Genomic DNA, 16,626 nt, shown 5'->3' with positions numbered 1-16,626 from the left:
CCCTGTTGTGCGCCGCGTCGGCCTGTGCGCTGAGCCTGGGCACGCCCTACGTCCCGTTGCACCGGCTGCCCGGCGCGCTGGCGGACGGGGACGGCACGCTCGCCGGGATCGTCGTCACCGAACTCCGCGTGCCCCGCCTGGTGCTGGCGCTGGTCGCCGGTGCCTGTCTGGGGGCGGCGGGGCTCGTGCTCCAGGAGGCGTTGCGCAATCCCCTGGCCGTCCCGGAGATGCTCGGCGTGTCCTCCGGGGCGGCGCTCGGGGTGGCCGCACCGCTGGTGCTGGCGGTGTCCCTCCCCGCCGCCCTCCAGCCACTGCTGGCCATCGGCGGCGCCGCGCTCGGCGGCGGACTCACGCTGCTCGCCGCCGGGTTGGGGCGCAGCCCGTCCGCCGTACTGCTGACCGGCGCCGCGGTCGCCGCAGCGCTGCAGGCCGCGCTGCTCGTACTGATGGTGATGGCCGACCAGCTCGATCTCCAGCTGATCTACCGCTACCTGCTCGGTTCGCTCTCCGCCCGTACCTGGGACGACGTGACCGGGCTGTGGCCCTGGCTGCTCGTCGCCGCTCCGGCGCTCGTGCTGTGCGCACCGGTGCTCTCGGTGCTGCGGCTGGGTGACGAGGACGCCGAGGCGCTGGGGGTGCGCGCCCAGCGGGCCCGGCTGGCCGCGCTGGCGATCGCCATCGTGCTGATCGCGCCCGTGACGGCCGTGTGCGGGCCGGTGGCCTGGGTCGGGTTCCTTGCCCCGCATCTGGCGCGATGGTTCAACCCCGCCGCGGCGGCGGTGCGTTGGCTGCCCTGGTCGGCGGCCTGGGGCGCCGTCGTCGTGGCCGTCGCCGACGTCCCGGCCCGTCTCGCGCTGGCGCCCGTTGAGACGCCGGTCGGTGCCTGGACGGCCCTCCTCGGCGTGCCCGCCGGGGTCGCCCTGCTTCGGTGGGGCAACCGCAGACCGGCTGCCCGGCGGCGACCGGCGGTCAGCACTGGCTCAGGCCCGGCGCCCGAGGGCTCCGCGGAGAAGGAGCGCGAGCGTGTCCCGGGGGCCCGCGACCGAGTCCACCGAGGTGATCACGGGAGCGACAGCGCTTCCGGACGTTCCGCTTTCCGCGGCGAGTCGATCGAAGCGGAGGAGGCCCGGTGAGACGGCGTTTCGCGGTACTCGGGGTGCTCATCGTCGTCTGCGCGGGGGTGGAACTGGTGGCCGGGCGGGGCATGTCCCCCGCCCGGGTGTGGGACGTCCTCGGCGGGGGCGGCGATGCGACGGAACGGCACATCCTGCTCCAACTCCGGTTGCCCCGGCTCCTGGTGGCCCTCGGTGCGGGGGCGTGCCTCGGCGTGGCGGGTCTGGTGCTGCAGTCCGCGCTGCGCAACCCGCTGGCCGGGCCCGAGGTGACGGGGGTGACGCCGGGCGCCGTGCTCGGTGCCGTCCTCGCGAGCAGCCTCGGGCTCGCCGGGTGGGAATCACCGCTGGCCGTGGTCGTCGCCGCGTGTGTGGGCGGCTGCGCCGGGGCCGCGCTGCTGTGGCTGCTCGCCGGGCGGGGGCGCAGCGACCCCGCGCAGACGGCCGTGCACGGGGTTCTGGTCTCAGCGGTGCTCGGCGGACTCACCGCCATGGTGCTGCTGGTCGCCCCGGGCGAACTCGGCAGCGTGGTGCAGTGGCTCGTCGGCACCACGGAGGGCCGGGTGTGGCAGCACTGGCACCTGCTCTGGCCGTGGGCGCTGACCTGGGGAGTGATGGCCTGGCTGCTGACCGGGCCGCTGACCCTGCTGCGCTGCGGGGACGACATCGCCCTCGCCGCCGGGCTGTCCGCGAGGCGGGCCCGCACCCTCGCCCTGCTGTGCGCGGTGGCGCTGACGGCCGGTGCCGTGGCCGCCGTGGGGGCGCTGGGCTTCGTCGGGCTGCTCGTACCGCACCTCGCCCTGGCCGTCTTCGGCGCCGACCTGCGGGTGACCCTGCCCGGTGCCGCCCTGGTGGGCGCGGCCGTGGTGTGCGGGGCGGACGCGGCGGCGCAGCTGTCCTCGCGGCTGCTGGCGGCCGCGCTGGACTCCGGCCGGCTCACCCTGCCGGTCGGGGCCCTGACCGCCTGCGTCGGGGCCGCGCTGCTGCTGGTCGTCGTGCGCCGCGCGCCGAGCCGTACGTTCTGATGTCGTCGGAGGACAGAGCATGACCGAGTCCATGGGGATCCGCGTCGAGGGGGTCCGCTTCGGCTACCCCGGGCAGCCCGTGCTGCGAGGCGTGGACGTGACCGTCGAGCCGGGTGAGCTGACCGCTCTCATCGGTCTCAACGGCTGTGGGAAATCAACCCTGTTGCGGCTGGTCGCCGGCCTGCTGCGGCCGGAAGAGGGGCGTGTGCTGCTCGGCGAGGACGACCTCGCCCGGCTGTCCCGCCGGGCCACGGCCCGCCGCGTCGCGCTGCTGCACCAGTCGTCCCCGGGCGTCCCCGGCATGACGGTGCGTCATCTCGTACGGCAGGGGCGGTACGCGGCGCGGGGGCCCCTCGGCATGCTGCGGGAGGGGGACGACCCGGTCGTCCGCCGCGCCCTGCGCGACGTCGGCGTGGAGCACTGGGGCGACCGCGAGGTCGACGAGCTGTCCGGCGGCGAGCGGCAGCGCGTGCGGCTCGCGATGGCGCTCGCCCAGGACACCCGCGTGCTGCTGCTGGACGAGCCGACCACCTACCTGGACCTGCATCACCAGCTGGACGTGCTGCAGACCGTGGTCCGCCTGCGCGAGGAACGCGGGCTCACCGTGGTGATGGTGCTGCACGACCTGGCCCACGCCGCCCGGTTCGCCGAGCGGATCGTCGCGCTGCGCGAGGGGCGTGTGGTGGCCGACGGCACGCCCAAGGAGGTGGTCACGCCCGGGCTGCTCGCGGACGTCCTCCGGGTGGCCGGACGGGTGGGCCGGGACCCCGAGGGCGGCTGGCCCGTGTGTTATCCAGATCACCCGCTCCCAGCACTAGAATATGAAAATCATATTCACTAGTGTTCTCCGTGTGGCGCTCACCAGAGCGCCGCATCTCCCTCACGAACAAGGAGAGTTCATGGACAACGAGAAGGTCTTCGCGCCCATCGCCGACCCGGGTCAGCTGGCTCACGCCTCGGCCACCCACTCCAACGCTCTCGTCGAGAACCCCTTCGAGGACACCGAGGAGTAAGAGGGTCCAGCGCCCTCGACCGTGAGCCCGCCCGTCACCTGCGGGCGGGCTCACGCCCTTTCAAGGCCCCTTTTTCACAGGAGGACTGACGTGTCCCGCAGTTCGCTCGCACCCGGTGTCGAGGTCGTCGCCGTCCCTGGGCGGGGCCTCGCCGTCCGCACGGCCGAGGGGGAGTTCCTCAGCATCAGGACGAAGGACGCGGACGAGAAGGCCCTGCTGGCCCGCCTCTCCGGTACGGCGACCGCGGTCGAGCCGGACGGCGAACTCGACCGCGTCGTGGGGGCCTTCGAGGAAGCCGGGTACCTCGCGCACGAACCGCAGCGCCCACGATGGCCCGCCGATCGCCGGGACATCCGGCTCCTGGGCGACCCTGTGCTGACCGAACCCCTCGCCGCGCTCCTGCGCACCCTGGGCGCCGAGCCGCGAACGACCGTACGCAGCAGTACACCACCGCCACTTGACGACCTGTCAACCGACCGTCCGGCCGCGGTGGTGTGGTGCCTCGACGGGCCCGTGCCCGACGGGCTGTGGGAGGGCGCCGACCGGCTGCCCGAGCGCGGCATCGCCTGGCTGCGCTGCCACCGCGAGGGCTGGCAGGCGTACGTCGAGCCGCTCGCCGCCACTGCCGGGGACGTCACCTCGGCACACGTCCGGGCCCGCCGCCTCGCCGCCACGCCCGCGCACCGTGAACTGGCCGCCTACTGGAGCGGGCCGCGTACGTCCGGCGCTCCCGTTCACCTCACCGCCCCCGCCGCGCACCTGCTGGCCGCTCTGCTCGCCGACGACCTCAGCCGGTGGATCACCGGCGCCGCCGACACGGACGGCCTCCCCGCCCGGCGCAGGCTCCGGCGCGTCGACCTGCGCACGCTGACCGTCACCGAGCACGCCGTGCTGCCCGTCCCCGCCGTCGCCCCGATACCGAAGCAGGCCGGATGACGCCGCTCACCGTGCCCGTCGAAGGGCTCGCCACCGACGTCCACCTCCCGGACGGCGACGGCCCCTTCCCCGCCGTCCTCATCCGCACGCCCTACGACCGCAGACGGCACCGGGCCGAACTGCGCGGCTGGGCCCGTCGCGGGTTCGCCGCACTGGTCCAGGACGTGCGCGGCCGGCACGCGTCCCCGGGTCAGTGGCACCCGTACGACAACGAGGCCGCCGACGGAGCGGCGACCGCCCGCTGGATCCGCCGACAGCCCTGGAGCAACGGGCGGTTGGTGGCCGCCGGGGCCTCCTACGCCGCCCACTGCGCCCTCACTCTCGCCCTCGACGCCCCCACGGACGCCCGCCCCGACGCCGTCATCGCGGCCGTGCCCGCCCTGGGTCCCGCCGAGACGGCTCGCGAACCCTCCGGCGTGGAGCGGCTGTTGACCCGCGCCGGATGGTGGGCGGCCCACGGTGACCGCCCGGACTCCGACGAGGACGCCCTGGACAAAGCCCTCGCCGCGGACCCCGGACTGCTCGCCCATCTCCCGCTGACCGGCCTGCACGAACGGCTCGGCCGGAGCCTGCCCTCCTGGCCGGGCCTGTGGCGCCACCACGCGCACGGCCGGCTGGTCTCGCAGGCCGAGCAGGCCGGCATGCCCCTGCTCGCGGTGGGCGGTCACCACGACCACTTCGCCGAGGACACCGTCGCGCTGTGGCGGCGCTGGGGCGGTCCGTCGGCCCGGCTGCTGCTCGGGCCCTGGGGACACGGCCTCGTCGCGGAACCCGGACCCGACGCCGATCCGGCACACCGGGTGAATCTCGGCGAGCTGTACACGGGCTGGGCCCACCGAGCCCTCGCCGGCGACCTCACCCCCGGGCGCCGAGGCGCGGTCGGCCTGGGCGGCAGCACCCTGTGGACGACCGCCGACACAGAGGGACAACCGCGCACGCACGCCCTACGACTGCTGCACGGCGCCTCCTTCACAGCCGACCCCGAACGACCCGTGTCCTCCGCCGACTTGGCCGTCCCCATGGACGGCCCACCCGACCGCTGCCTGCTGGTCACCCCGCCACTGCCCCGTCCGCTGGACGTGGTCGGACGCGTGGAGGTCGGTCTGCGGGCGACCGCCGACACCCCGTCCGCCGACTGGGCCCTCCGGCTCATCGCCCTGACACCGGAAGGAGTGGCTCAGCGGCTCGCCGTCGGCATCGTGCGCCGCGAGGAACCACCCGGCGGACAGGCCGAGTTCAGCGTAGGGCTCGGCCGTCTCGCCCGGCGACTGCCCGCGGGTGCCCGGCTTCGCCTGGAGATCGCCGGGCACCACTTCCCGGCCCACGCCCGTAACCCCCACACCGGCGGCGACCCGGTCACGGCCACCCGAATGATCATCTCCCGGCGTGAGGTCGACGCCGGGAGCGTGGCACTGCGGCTGCCCGTCCTCGGATCCCGACCCACTCCCACCGATCCCGTACAGGAGATCCTGCGATGACGGCGCTGCCGCTGGAAGCTCTCGTCGACCCCGTCTGCGGCATCGTCCGCACGGTCAAGCCGGTCGAGCACCCCGAGGGCGCACCGCCCCGCTACACCGCGCTGACGGCCGAGATAGCCGACGCCCGCCGGCTCGGCCTGTGGCCCGCCGACCGGGTGTCGCTCGGCACCACCTTCGGCGACCCCGAGGCCGCTCGCATCGCCGCGATCGCCGAGGGGATCGAGAGATACTGCGGCAACCGGGTGCCGCCGCCCGGCCACCCGGACGCCCCGGTGCGTGCCACGGCCGCCGACCTGGCCGAGCGGGGGGTGCGGCTGTACGGGCCGGACGAACTGCCGGCCTACGCCGACTGGCAGTACACACGGGAGAAGTTCCCCTACCGCCGCCTCACCGCCGACACGCCCGCCCTGTGGACGCGTGGCACCGAACGGCTGCCCGGGGGACGGACCGCCGAGGTGTGGGCGCCCGTCGCCCTCACCCACCTCAACTGGCGCCAGGGCCAACTGCGTTCGCTGCCGCGCACCCACCACCTCAACTACGCGGGAATAGCCACCGGGCAGGGCTTCGACGATGCCGCCGAACGCGGCCTGCTGGAGATCGTCGAACGCGACGCCCTGGAACTGTGGTGGCACCTAGACGGCCCGACCCGCGCCATCGACCCGGCCAGCGTTCCCGGCCTCACCGACGACCTCGCCGGATCCGCGCTCGAGGTGCATCTCGTCGAGATGCCCTCGGAGTTCGCCCCCTGCATGGCCGCGCTCGTCCGCGATCCCCGGCTCGGCCTGTACGCGGCCGGATTCGCCTGCAAGTACGACCCGGCCGAGGCCGCCCGCAAGGCCGTTCTCGAAGCCGTCCACACCTGGGTCTTCACCCAGGGTCTGACCGGCCCCGACGCCTGGGTCTTCCGAGCCGTCGAGGCCGGGCTGCTCGCCCGCGGGCTGTACCTGGAGCACCGTGCCGACGGCCGCTATCTCGACGTGTGCGGCGAGCAGTTCGAGCACGTACGGGACCTGGGCGCGCACGTCCAGGTCTGGCTGGACGAGCGCATGGCACCCGAGGCCCGCCGCTTCACCGATCCCGCGCACGGGACCGTGCCCATCGACGCGGTCGAGCCCGGCAGCCGGGACCGGCTGGAACGCGCGCTGCACGAGGGCGGCCACCGCGTCATGACGTTCGACCTCACCACCGAGGACGTGGCCGAGACGCCCCTGCGCGTCGCCCGCGTCCTGGTCTCCGGGCTCCTGCCCAACGCCCCTGCCGCCTTCGGCTACTTCGGCTGCCCGCGCCTCACCGACTCCGCCGTCGCCCGCGGCTGGCGGACGACCGCACCGAGCGCGCCGGAGGACTTCACGCTGGCCCCTCCGCCCCACATGTGAGGACCGCCCCGTGAAACACACCCAACAGGCCCGTCCCGCAGAACCCGCCGGTACGGCTCCCCGCGTGGAACACGCGACGGCAGACCGTCCGGTCGACCTCGTCACCGCCCTGGCCCACGCCCGCTCGGCGGCGGCTCCCGGCCCCGACACACCCGCCGGGACACCGGTGCGTGCCTGGCCGGGACACCCGCGCACCATCCCGGAGGCCGGCCCCGGGGAGCTGGACCTGCGGGCCCTGCTCCACCTCTCGCTGGCGGCCTCGGACGACTCCGGACGGCTGCGGCCCGCCCCTTCCGCGGGTGCGCTGCACCCGGTGGACGCCGAACTCGTCGTAGGTACCGGCTGCCCGCTGCCGCCCGGACGCTACGGCTACGACCCGCTGCGCCACCGGGTGCACCACCTCGGTCGGGAACCCCACGGCACGCCGCCCGGCGTCACCGTCGAACTGAACGTCACCCCACGGCGCACGGCCTCCCACTACGGCCACCGCGCCTGGCCGCTGATGCTGCTGGACACCGGCCACGCCGCCGCGGCGCTGTGGCTCGCGGCCGGCACGATGGGCCTCGCGGCGCCGGTGCCCCGCTTCGACGGGCTTACCGAACACCCCTTGGCCGTACCGCACTTCACCCTGGCTCAGCACGCCAGCGGGGTTTCACCACCTCAGCCGGCGAGCGCGCCCACCCCCGGCGAACTGCTGACCCGCCGCAGCGCCCCGCCACCGCTGACAGGCACCCCGCACCGGGACGCTCTGCACGCGGTGCTCACCACCGCCGTCCGGACGGGCGGCCGTGAACTCGCCTGGTGCGCGGCCGTCGGCGAGCCGGAGCCCGAACTGGTCGAGCCGGCGCCCGACGGCACACTGCGACGGCTCGCGGCAGGGGAGGCCCGGCCGACGCTCGCCCTCTGGGCGGCGGGCCAGGCATGGCTCTCGGACGCGGGCGCCGTCCTCCTCGCGTACGGCTGCCCATCGGACGCCGACGCCCCGCTGATCCGCCGAACGCACCTGCGGGCCGGCTTCGCCGTCCACCTCGCCCACCTGGCCGCCGTACGACACGGGCTGGCCGCCCGCCCCGTCGGTTCCTGGCAGCAGGCGGACCTGGGCACCGCGCTCGGCGCCGCACCGGGCCGGGACTGGATCGTCCACGGCCTGGCCCTCGGCACCCACTCCGAACAGGGGACCTCGTGATCGTCCACCCCGAACTGCGCCGCGCCGCACAGCACGCACGGCGGCCACTGCTCGCGGCCACCCTGCTGCAAGGCGCCGTCACCGCCACCCAACTGGCGCAGGCAGTACTCCTGGCCGTGGCCCTCGCCGACCTGGCCCGGGGCGACACCGACCGGCTCCCGCCGCTCCTCGGCGCGGTGCTCACCGTCGTAGCAGCACGTGCCGGGCTCGGCAGTTGGCAGCGGCGCACCGCCACCCGCGCCGGAGCCACAGTCAGGGTGGCTGTGCGGGACGAACTCCTCGCCCACCTCGGGAGGTTGGGACCCGCCTACCTGACCACCGCACGCGCCGGGGCCGTCCGCACCACCCTCGTCGACGGGGTGGAGGGCGTCGACGCCTATGTCTCCCGCTACCTGCCCCAGCTCCTGATCACCCTCACCGTGCCGCCCTTCCTGCTCGCCGCCTTGGCGGTGATCGAACCGGCCGCCCTCCTCGGCCTCGTCCCCGCCCTGCTGCTCGCCCTGTTCGGGCCGCGCGCCTGGGACCGGCTCCTGGCCCAGCGCGGAAAGGAACACTGGGACACCTACGAGCAACTGGGCGCCGACTACCTCGAAGCCCTCCAGGGCATGCCCGCGCTGCGGGCCGCCGGCGCCGTCGGCCGCACCCGGGAACGGCTGGAGAGGCGGTCGGCGGCGCTGCACCGGGCGACCGTCGCGAAGCTGCGCGTCTCACTCGTCGACACCGGCCTCACCGACCTGGCCATCCAGGGCGGCTCCGTGGCCGCCGCGCTCCTCGCCTGCTGGTCGGCCGTCACCGGATCCGCCACCGCGACCGGCACCTACCTGGTGCTGCTCCTGGCCTCCGAGTGCTTCCGGCCGGTCCGGGACCTGTCCCGTGAGTGGCACGCCGGATACCTGGGCGTGTCGGCCGCGGACGGGCTCGCGGCGCTGCGCACCGCCGACCCCGCCGTCCCCGACACGGGAACGGCAGGGGCGCAGTGGCCAGGCCCGCCGGAACTGCGTCTCGAGAACGTCGACTTCACCTACGACGGCGCCGAATCGCCCGCCCTGCGCGGTGTCACCTTCACCGCTGAGGCGGGGCGGACGACCGCGATCGTCGGCCCGTCCGGCGCCGGAAAGTCCACGCTGCTCGGCCTGCTCCTGCGCCACCACGACCGGCAGGGCGGCCGGATCACTCTCGGCGGCCGCGATGTGAGCGAGTTCGCGTTGGGCTCGCTGCGGCAGTCCATCGCCGTCGTCTCCCAGGAGACGTACCTCTTCCACGCCACCATCGCCGACAACCTGCGCCTGGCCAGGCCGGACGCCACGGACGGCGAACTGGTGCGCGCGGCACGCACCGCCGGCATCCACGACGAGATCGCCGCCCTCCCCGAGGGGTACGCCACCGTCCTCGGCGAACGGGGCGCCACCCTGTCCGGTGGCCAACGGCAGCGGCTCGCCCTCGCCCGAGCCCTGCTGGCCGATGCCCCGGTGCTCGTGCTCGACGAGGCCACCAGCGCCGTCGACGAACGCCGAGAGGCCGACATCGTGCGCGAGCTGCTGGCCGCCGCGGGCGGCCGGACCGTCCTGGTGGTCGCCCACCGCCTCGCCGCCGTCCAGCACGCCGACCGCATCGTCGTCCTCGACGGCGGCCGTGTGGACGCCGTCGGCGACCATACGGCCCTCGTCCAAGCCGGGGGCGTCTACGCCGAACTCCTCAACGCGGGCCACACACACCAGAAAGGGCTCGCCGCATGAGCACCGCCACCGTCCGCGACACCGCCGACATGCCCGCGCGCGGCTCATTGCGCGCGCTGCTGCCCGCCCTCGCCGGGCACCGGATCATGATGGTCCGCACCTGCGCCGCCGCACTCGTCGAACAGGGCTCGCTCGTCGCGCTGCTGACACTGGCCGCGCACACCGTGGGAACCGCCGTCATCGAGGACCGCGCCCCCTCGGCCGGTACGGTCACCGCACTCGTCGTCCTCGTCCTGGTGCGCGCCCTGATGACCTGGCGCGAGATGGACCTCAGCCACGACCTGGCCTACCGGGTGCTGGCCGAACTGCGGGTGCGCGTCTTCGACGGGCTCGCCCGCAGCGCGCCCGCCCGCGTGGCGGGCCGCCGAAGCGGGGACCTTGCCGCCACCGCCATGGCCGATGTCGAGGCACTGGAGTTCTTCTACGCCCACACCACCGCCCAACTCCTGGCGTCCGGAGTGGTGTTCACCGGGGGCGCCGCCGTCCTGGCCACGGTGGAGCCGTGGCTGCTGGCGGCGGTGCTGCCGGTCGCCGCGCTGCTGGCCGCGGCGCCCTTCGCCGACGCACGCGGACGTGCGGCGCGCGGAGCCCGTACGCGGGCGGCGGCGGCGAAGTTGTCGGCCGACACCGTGGAGACCGTCGACGGCCTGCGCGAGCTGCTCGCCTTCGGCGGGCTGGCCGAGCGGCGCCGCCGTCTCTCCGACCAAGGACGGCGGGTGGGGGAGGCCCAGCGTGCGGAGGCCGCCTGGGAGTCCATGGCCGCCGCCGCCCGCGACCTGCTCATCGTGCTCGCGGTACTCGGCGTCGTAGCCGCCGCCGCACAGTCGGTGACCTCCGGGCGGCTGCACGGCGCATGGGCGCCCGCGGCGATGACACTGGCCCTCTCGGTCCTGGGCCCCGTCGCGGAGTCGGCCAGGGCACTGAGCCAGGCAGTGGGACTGCGCGCCGCGGCCGCCCGCGTCGGCGCCGCCCTGAAGGCCCCCGCTCTCGCCCCGCCGCCCGCCACACCCCGCCCGCTCCCCTCCGGCCCGCTGGGCGTCCGGCTGCACCGGGTGAGCTTCGACTACGGCGGCCAACCCGTACTCGACGGAGTCGACTTGACCGTCAGCCGCGGGCAGACCCTCGCACTGGTCGGTGTCTCGGGAGCCGGCAAGTCGACCTGCGCGCACCTGCTGGCGCGGTTCTGGGATCCGTCGGAGGGAACGGTCCAGCTGATACCCGGCGACGGTGAGCCCGTCGACATACGTGAGGTGAGCGATGCCGAACTCAGGCGTGCAGTCGCCGTGGTGGGCCAGGACACCCCCCTCTTCCACGGCACCCTCGCCGACAACCTGCGGCTCGCCGTACCCGACGCGCACGACGAACTCCTCGCTGAAACGGCACGGTTGTGCGGCGTCGACCGCATCGCCCCCCTGGGCACCCTCGTCGGCGAACGCGGTTCCACCCTCTCCGGCGGCCAGCGCGCCCGCATCGCCCTCGCTCGCGCGTTGCTCGCACAGCCCCGCGTCCTCGTGCTCGACGAGACCACGGCCCACCTGGACAACGCCGGCGACGCCCAACTCGCGACCGCGCTCGGCAAGGAAGGCCGTACGACGATCGTCATCGCCCACCGCCCCGCCACCATCCGCCGCGCCGACCGCATCGCGGTCCTCGAAGCCGGCCGCATCGCGGAGGAAGGAACCTGGGAGGAACTCACCGCCCGCCCCGACAGCGCGCTGGGCCGTGTCCTCGCCGTCACCCCACCCGAGTGAACTCCGGACCACCCGACGGTGCCTCTTCGTCGGCGGTGACGGTGCAGGTCAGGCGGGCGCACCGCGCTCGACCGCGCCCGCTCGGCCGTCCCCGGTCCGGGCCGTGCTGCCGCGCAGTCCGTTGAGCAGGTGATCCAGGGCCTGTCCGGTCTGCTCCAGCGCGTGCGGATCCGCTGTCCTGGCCAGCCACAGTGCGGCCTCGTTCATCGCGCCCGACAACAGCCGCGCCAAGGGCTGCACCGGCTGCTCGGCGATGATTCCCGCGTGCACCAAGTCCTGTAGCGCCTCGGTCAGGTGCCGGGCCGAGGACTCCTCGTCCATCGCCCGCCACTCCTCCCACCCCAGTACCGCGGGCGCGTCCACCAGCATGATGCGGCGCGTCGCCGGGTCGGAACCGGCGGCGAGGAACGCCCGGCAGCCCGCCCGCAGTTGCTCCCACGGGTCGTCGTGGCGCCGAGCGGCCTCAGCGACGCGCTCGCCGAGCTCCAGCTGCACCTCGGCCACCGCCGCCCTGAACAGCCCCGCCTTGCTGCCGAAATGGTGATAGGCCGCGCCCTTGGTGACCCCCGCCGCCTCAGCGACCTCCGCGAGGACGACGGCGTGATAGCCGTCAGCGGCGAACCGCCGGCGCCCTTCAGCCAGCAACGCCCGGCGCGTCGCCTCCCGTTGCTCGGCCCTCGTGCCGGCCATCCGCACCCACCTCTCCCTTTCGCGTACCCCGGGTATGCTAACGTCTCATTTCGCATACCCTGAGTATGTGAAATCGATGGCAGGGCAGAGGAGACACGCCATGACGACTGAGCTCAGCGGCTTCTATCCGGTGATCGCGACCCGCGACATCGCCGCGGCCCGCGCCTTCTACGTACGGCACTTCGGGTTCGAGGTGACGTTCGAGGCCGACTGGTACGTGAGCCTGCGCCGACCGGACGCCACGCACTACGAGCTGGCCCTCCTCGACCACCGCCACCCCACCCTTCCCGACGGCCACCGCGTCCCGTGCCAGGGTGGCCTGCTGCTGAACTTCGAGGTGACCGACGCCGACGCCGAGTACGACCGACTCGTCACGCAGGCGGGCCTGAGCGCACTGCTGCCTCTGCGGACGGAGGACTTCGGGCAGCGCCACTTCATCGTGGCGGCACCGGACGGCGTGCTCATCGACGTCATCACTCCCGTCCCGGCAACGGAGGAGTACGCGGCCCAGTACGCCCCTGGGCACACCCCGCACAGCGGGCAGGACTGACCGCGCGCGGGCGCGTTGCTTACCGTGGCGTGCCAAGACCGCGGTGTACGGGGAAGGGGCTGTTTCGGTGGTCCCTCGGGCGTCACGAACTCGATCGCGACCTGCTGGCCAGGGCCTGCCTCCATCCGATCGGGTCGAAGCCGACGAGCCCACCCCGCGCACCGAACTCACGGCCTAGCGAGAGCACCGCGCGGCCGCCCCGCCGCTATGGGCTGACCCTCACCTGACGGCGACCACCCCGCGTGGCCACCTACGGCTCAGTGATCCGTGGCGTCCGTCGCGTGAGCGGTCGGAGAAGGAGTACCAAGTGACCAGCCGGAGACGTCGGAGGCCCTTCCGGGCCACAAGGGGGCCGTGACTTCACCCGGTACGGAAAGGAACGTGACATCCAGCAGGTGGATGAACGCATGCAGACCCCCAGCCGCGTCCTTCTCCGTCTGCTCCGTGGACGCCTGTACGGCGTGAGCCAGATCCGCCATCTGATCACCGCGATCCTCAGCCCCGGTGGCCGCCGACACCACGCGGCGCCACCTCTCGGCCCAGCTGCTCGTGCTGACAAGGTGACCCGCGATGATTCCGCCCGGCGTGGTCAGGCAGATGGCCGCACTGGCCCCTGACTGCTCCTCGACGAGGCGCAGCAGGATCTCAAGGTGGATGTCGATCGCCGGGTGGGCAGTCCCTGCGCCCGGGGGAGCAGTACTGGGCTCGTTCATGGGGGACCTTTCCACGGGCTCAGAGGAAGTGGACAAAGAACCTGTCTCTGACGGCAGTTACCCCGCACTACCAGAACTATCGCTGCCCGTTCGACCGGAGGCTCGGCCCCGGGCTCAGGGAATTCGATGGCGCGCATCGAAGTGGTTCCGCACGCTGTCACCGTGGCAGAACTCAAGCACCAAATCCGCGCCCGCTACACCGACTCCACGATCACCGTCTACCAGGCATACGCACCGGAGATCGGCCTGGCCGCAGCCCAGAAGGGCCGATTTCCGGCGACCTGGAAGCGAGATCGGATGACGTGGATCAAGCCGTCATTCCTATGGATGATGTATCGCTGCGGATGGGGGACCAAGGAGGGGCAGGAAACCGTCCTCGCCGTCGAGATCACCCGCGAAGGCTTCGAGTGGGCGCTGCGGCACGCCTGTCTGTCCCACTACGAGCGCGGGCTGCACGCCGACCGAGCCACCTGGAAGCAGCAACTGCAGCAGGCTCCGGCCCGGGTTCAATGGGACCCCGAGCGCGATATCCATCTGCAAGCTCTCAACTACCGCTCGCTGCAGCTCGGGCTCGCCGGCCCAGCCGCATACCGCTACGCGGATGAGTGGACGGTCTCCATCACCGACGTAACCGCCCTCGCGCACGAGGTCCACGGGCATGTACGGGACGGCGACCTGGACGTCGCCCAGCAGCTTCTTCCGCAAGAGCTTCCCTACCCCGTGCCCGACGGAATCTTGGATCACCTGCATAAATGACGAGCGGAGCGCCCGCCGTGCGGAACGGCGGGCGCTGGTACGCAGGGCTCGCTGATCAGTCCTGGTTCAGGCAGGCGTTCCCTACGGCGGGGTTCAGCAGACCGACGATGTTCACCGTGTTGCCGCACACCTCGACCTCCAGGTCCAGGGGCACCTGGGTGACATTTCCGCTGATGATGCCGGGCGAGTTCGCGGCCGCACCAACAGGGTCGGGGTCGGCCAGGGCAGTGCCGGCTCCGGCAAGCGTGATGGTGATGGCCAGGGCAGCGGCAGCGAGTATGCGATGACGCATGTGTACCTCCTGATCGGAGCAGGGTTGCTCACCTCCCGACGCTGACCGAAGGGCACGGGGGCAGCAACGCAGGTGACCCATCCGGCGGAGTTACAGCATGTGACACCGCGGTTCACCTCCGCGGATGTCAATCCCCCGTCGTCTTGTCCACCAGCGCGCTGTACGCCAGCTGCAGCGCGTCCGCTCCGGCCAGAGCGGCCAGCGTGCCCATCGCGGTGCGTGTCGCGCGCGGCCAGAGCAGCTGCCCGGCGGTCAGTGTCGAGGCGACCCAGACGCTGACGCAGAACGGGCAGGTCACCAGCTCGCCGACGGTCTCCTTGCCCTCCTCGGACTGCGCCTCCTCGTGCAGTTCGGCCGGGCCCTGCGGACCGACGTACCTCGTGAAGGGGGCCCGCAGCGGACTGGTCACCGCGGCCTTGCTCAGCAGCCTGCTGAGCCGGAAGGTGGCCACCGAGGTCAGGACGACCTCCCACGGCTCGGGCCGGTCCGGCAGCGGGCGCCCACGGAGCCGTACCGCCGCTGCCAAGGCCGCGGTGTACGCCCCGAAGCCCGCCATGGCGGTGAGATAGCCGCCCAGGGGCCGCTCATGGCCTGCCGAATAGTCCCGTCCGGTGCGGCGGAGCAACCCGCCCACTCGCCGTCCGATACGGCCGTCAGCTGCCATGACCATGGGCGGTGCCTGCTTCCATATGAGTGCGAGTACGTTCGGTCATGGTCGGCCGGGTCCCCTACCGGCGCGGAGGACAAACGGGCCAAGCTGTGCGGCCGGCCACGGATCAACGGCCCGGGCGGATGGCCGTACGCGCGCAGGCAGCCGTCCGTCTTCTCCGCCCACATCGCCCGTACGCCCGCGGTGGCTCCGCAAGGGGCACAGGGTGATCACTCCTGGCTCCGGTCGAGGGTCGGCGCGGGTTTCTCGGCGGGGCGGGGGCCCCGGGTCATCAGTACTCCCGCCAGGGCTGCGATGGGGTTCATGAGCACGCCGTAGACGGCGGCGGGTACGGCCAGGCTGACGCTGCCGAGGACGCTGATGGCCACGGTCATGGCGACGGCGCTGTTGTGGATGCCGATCTCCATGGAGCAGGCGATCGCTTGCCGCTTGTCCAATCGGACCATGCGCGGTACGGCGTACCCGATGGTGAGGCTCAGCACGCAGAGGATCACCACCGTCGGCCCTACGTCCGAGAGGTAGCCGGCGAGGTTGCTCCTCTCGGCCACCATCGCACCGACGATGATCGTGACGAGCACGACGACCGACAGAAGCCGAACCGGGCGGTCCATGCGGCGCGCGAAGTCCGGCGAGCGGCGGCGGATGGCGAGCCCGAGCGCCACCGGCACGATTACCAGGGCGAACACCTGCAGAACCTTGCCGAACTGCAACCCCATGCCCTGCTCACCGATGTCCGGTTCGAAGTACTGCAGGGAGAGGTTGGTGATGATCGGCAGCGTCACGATGGCCAGCAGCGCGTTCACCGCGGTGAGCGTGATGTTCAGTGCCACGTCGCCGCCGAAGAGGTGGCTGTAGAGGTTCGCCGTCGTCCCGCCGGGCGATGCGGCCAGCAGCATCATGCCGACGGCGAGGACGGGGGAGAGGTCGAAGGCGATGACCAGGCCCAGGCAGATGCCGGGTAGGAGAAGGAGCTGGCAGGACATGGCCACCACGACGGCCCGGGGGTGGCGTCGCACCCGTCGGAAGTCGTCGACCGTCAGGGACAGACCCAGCCCGAACATGATGAAGGCGAGGGCGAGCGGGAGGAACACGGTGGCGAGGGGCGTGTCCATGCGCGGCGGCTCCGTCTTCAGGGGCGGGGGGCACGGTGCAGGGTAGAGCCGGGATGCCAGCCGTGCCGGTCCGGCGTGCACATGCTCAGGTGGTGTCCGCATCGCGCACAGTAGATGCGGGCGTGGGTACGGTCAACATCGGCCCTTCGTCGCCGACCTCAGGTACTCCGAAGCGGTGTGTCGACGGTGATGGCGGGTTCGACGGTGTCCCGCACCGCGCCGGCCCTGTC

General features: G+C 73.2%; 17 protein-coding genes. 12 read left to right on the top strand and 5 right to left on the bottom strand.

Going from position 1 to position 16,626, the window contains the following annotated elements; genetic code table 11:
• Positions 1-5: 5 nt before the first annotated feature.
• From ACWD1Z_RS27020 to ACWD1Z_RS26975, 10 genes are all read left to right on the top strand, one after another.
• A complete protein-coding gene (locus ACWD1Z_RS27020; protein WP_451122239.1) occupies positions 6-1,133 on the top strand; it encodes a FecCD family ABC transporter permease in 1,128 nt (375 codons plus the stop codon).
• Positions 1,130-2,137 carry a FecCD family ABC transporter permease gene (locus ACWD1Z_RS27015; RefSeq protein ID WP_451122182.1) on the top strand — a complete coding sequence of 336 codons (1,008 nt, stop codon included), beginning with the start codon at positions 1,130-1,132 and terminating at the stop codon, positions 2,135-2,137. The genes ACWD1Z_RS27020 and ACWD1Z_RS27015 overlap by 4 nt, the downstream gene beginning before the upstream one ends.
• 19 nt (positions 2,138-2,156) lie before the next feature.
• Positions 2,157-2,978, top strand: coding sequence for an ABC transporter ATP-binding protein (locus tag ACWD1Z_RS27010; RefSeq protein WP_451122181.1), 822 nt, complete (start codon positions 2,157-2,159; stop codon positions 2,976-2,978).
• A gap of 58 nt (positions 2,979-3,036) precedes the next feature.
• A complete protein-coding gene (gene amiA, locus ACWD1Z_RS27005; protein WP_244889785.1) occupies positions 3,037-3,150 on the top strand; it encodes a streptamidine family RiPP in 114 nt (37 codons plus the stop codon).
• 90 nt (positions 3,151-3,240) lie between these two features.
• Entirely contained in the window at positions 3,241-4,086 is an 846-nt protein-coding gene (locus tag ACWD1Z_RS27000; RefSeq protein ID WP_451122180.1) for a hypothetical protein, read from the top strand.
• Entirely contained in the window at positions 4,083-5,564 is a 1,482-nt protein-coding gene (locus ACWD1Z_RS26995) for a CocE/NonD family hydrolase (RefSeq protein ID WP_451122179.1), read from the top strand. Before ACWD1Z_RS27000 ends, ACWD1Z_RS26995 begins: the two co-directional genes overlap by 4 nt.
• Positions 5,561-6,940 (top strand): YcaO-like family protein, encoded by a 1,380-nt coding sequence (locus ACWD1Z_RS26990; RefSeq protein ID WP_451122178.1) that lies wholly within the window; start codon positions 5,561-5,563, stop codon positions 6,938-6,940. Before ACWD1Z_RS26995 ends, ACWD1Z_RS26990 begins: the two co-directional genes overlap by 4 nt.
• 10 nt (positions 6,941-6,950) lie before the next feature.
• A complete protein-coding gene (locus ACWD1Z_RS26985; RefSeq protein WP_451122177.1) occupies positions 6,951-8,126 on the top strand; it encodes a nitroreductase family protein in 1,176 nt (391 codons plus the stop codon).
• Positions 8,123-9,862: an ABC transporter ATP-binding protein/permease gene (locus ACWD1Z_RS26980; RefSeq protein ID WP_451122176.1), complete on the top strand. Its 1,740-nt coding sequence runs from the start codon at positions 8,123-8,125 to the stop codon at positions 9,860-9,862. The genes ACWD1Z_RS26985 and ACWD1Z_RS26980 overlap by 4 nt, the downstream gene beginning before the upstream one ends.
• Complete coding sequence (locus tag ACWD1Z_RS26975; RefSeq protein ID WP_451122175.1) at positions 9,859-11,613, top strand: ABC transporter ATP-binding protein; 1,755 nt, start codon at positions 9,859-9,861, stop codon at positions 11,611-11,613. Before ACWD1Z_RS26980 ends, ACWD1Z_RS26975 begins: the two co-directional genes overlap by 4 nt.
• A gap of 48 nt (positions 11,614-11,661) precedes the next feature.
• On the opposite strand, the gene ACWD1Z_RS26970 is transcribed toward ACWD1Z_RS26975, so the two are convergent.
• Entirely contained in the window at positions 11,662-12,303 is a 642-nt protein-coding gene (locus tag ACWD1Z_RS26970; protein ID WP_451122174.1) for a TetR/AcrR family transcriptional regulator, read from the bottom strand.
• Positions 12,304-12,403: 100 nt separating this feature from the next.
• On the opposite strand from ACWD1Z_RS26970, the gene ACWD1Z_RS26965 reads away from it, so the two are divergent.
• Complete coding sequence (locus ACWD1Z_RS26965; RefSeq protein WP_451122173.1) at positions 12,404-12,853, top strand: VOC family protein; 450 nt, start codon at positions 12,404-12,406, stop codon at positions 12,851-12,853.
• A gap of 257 nt (positions 12,854-13,110) precedes the next feature.
• Here the strand turns inward: ACWD1Z_RS26965 and ACWD1Z_RS26960 are convergent, their stop codons facing one another.
• Complete coding sequence (locus ACWD1Z_RS26960) at positions 13,111-13,566, bottom strand: hypothetical protein (RefSeq protein WP_451122172.1); 456 nt, start codon at positions 13,564-13,566, stop codon at positions 13,111-13,113.
• A 126-nt stretch (positions 13,567-13,692) separates the two neighbouring features.
• On the opposite strand from ACWD1Z_RS26960, the gene ACWD1Z_RS26955 reads away from it, so the two are divergent.
• A complete protein-coding gene (locus ACWD1Z_RS26955) occupies positions 13,693-14,322 on the top strand; it encodes a DUF4291 domain-containing protein (protein ID WP_451122171.1) in 630 nt (209 codons plus the stop codon).
• A 55-nt stretch (positions 14,323-14,377) separates the two neighbouring features.
• Here ACWD1Z_RS26955 and ACWD1Z_RS26950 read toward each other — a convergent pair whose 3' ends face one another.
• The 3 genes from ACWD1Z_RS26950 to ACWD1Z_RS26940 form a co-directional block, all read right to left on the bottom strand.
• On the bottom strand, positions 14,378-14,614 hold the full coding sequence (locus tag ACWD1Z_RS26950) for a chaplin (RefSeq protein WP_451122170.1): 237 nt from the start codon (positions 14,612-14,614) through the stop codon (positions 14,378-14,380).
• Positions 14,615-14,741: 127 nt separating this feature from the next.
• The gene (locus ACWD1Z_RS26945; protein ID WP_451122169.1) at positions 14,742-15,284 is read right to left on the bottom strand and encodes a DUF1360 domain-containing protein; all 543 of its coding nucleotides are present in this window, start codon (positions 15,282-15,284) and stop codon (positions 14,742-14,744) included.
• A gap of 209 nt (positions 15,285-15,493) precedes the next feature.
• A complete protein-coding gene (locus ACWD1Z_RS26940) occupies positions 15,494-16,396 on the bottom strand; it encodes a bile acid:sodium symporter family protein (RefSeq protein WP_451122168.1) in 903 nt (300 codons plus the stop codon).
• Between the last annotated feature and the right edge of the window lie 230 nt (positions 16,397-16,626).

The organism is Streptomyces sp. NPDC002784 (assembly GCF_053592135.1).
This window is presented reverse-complemented; position numbering and strand designations above follow the sequence as displayed.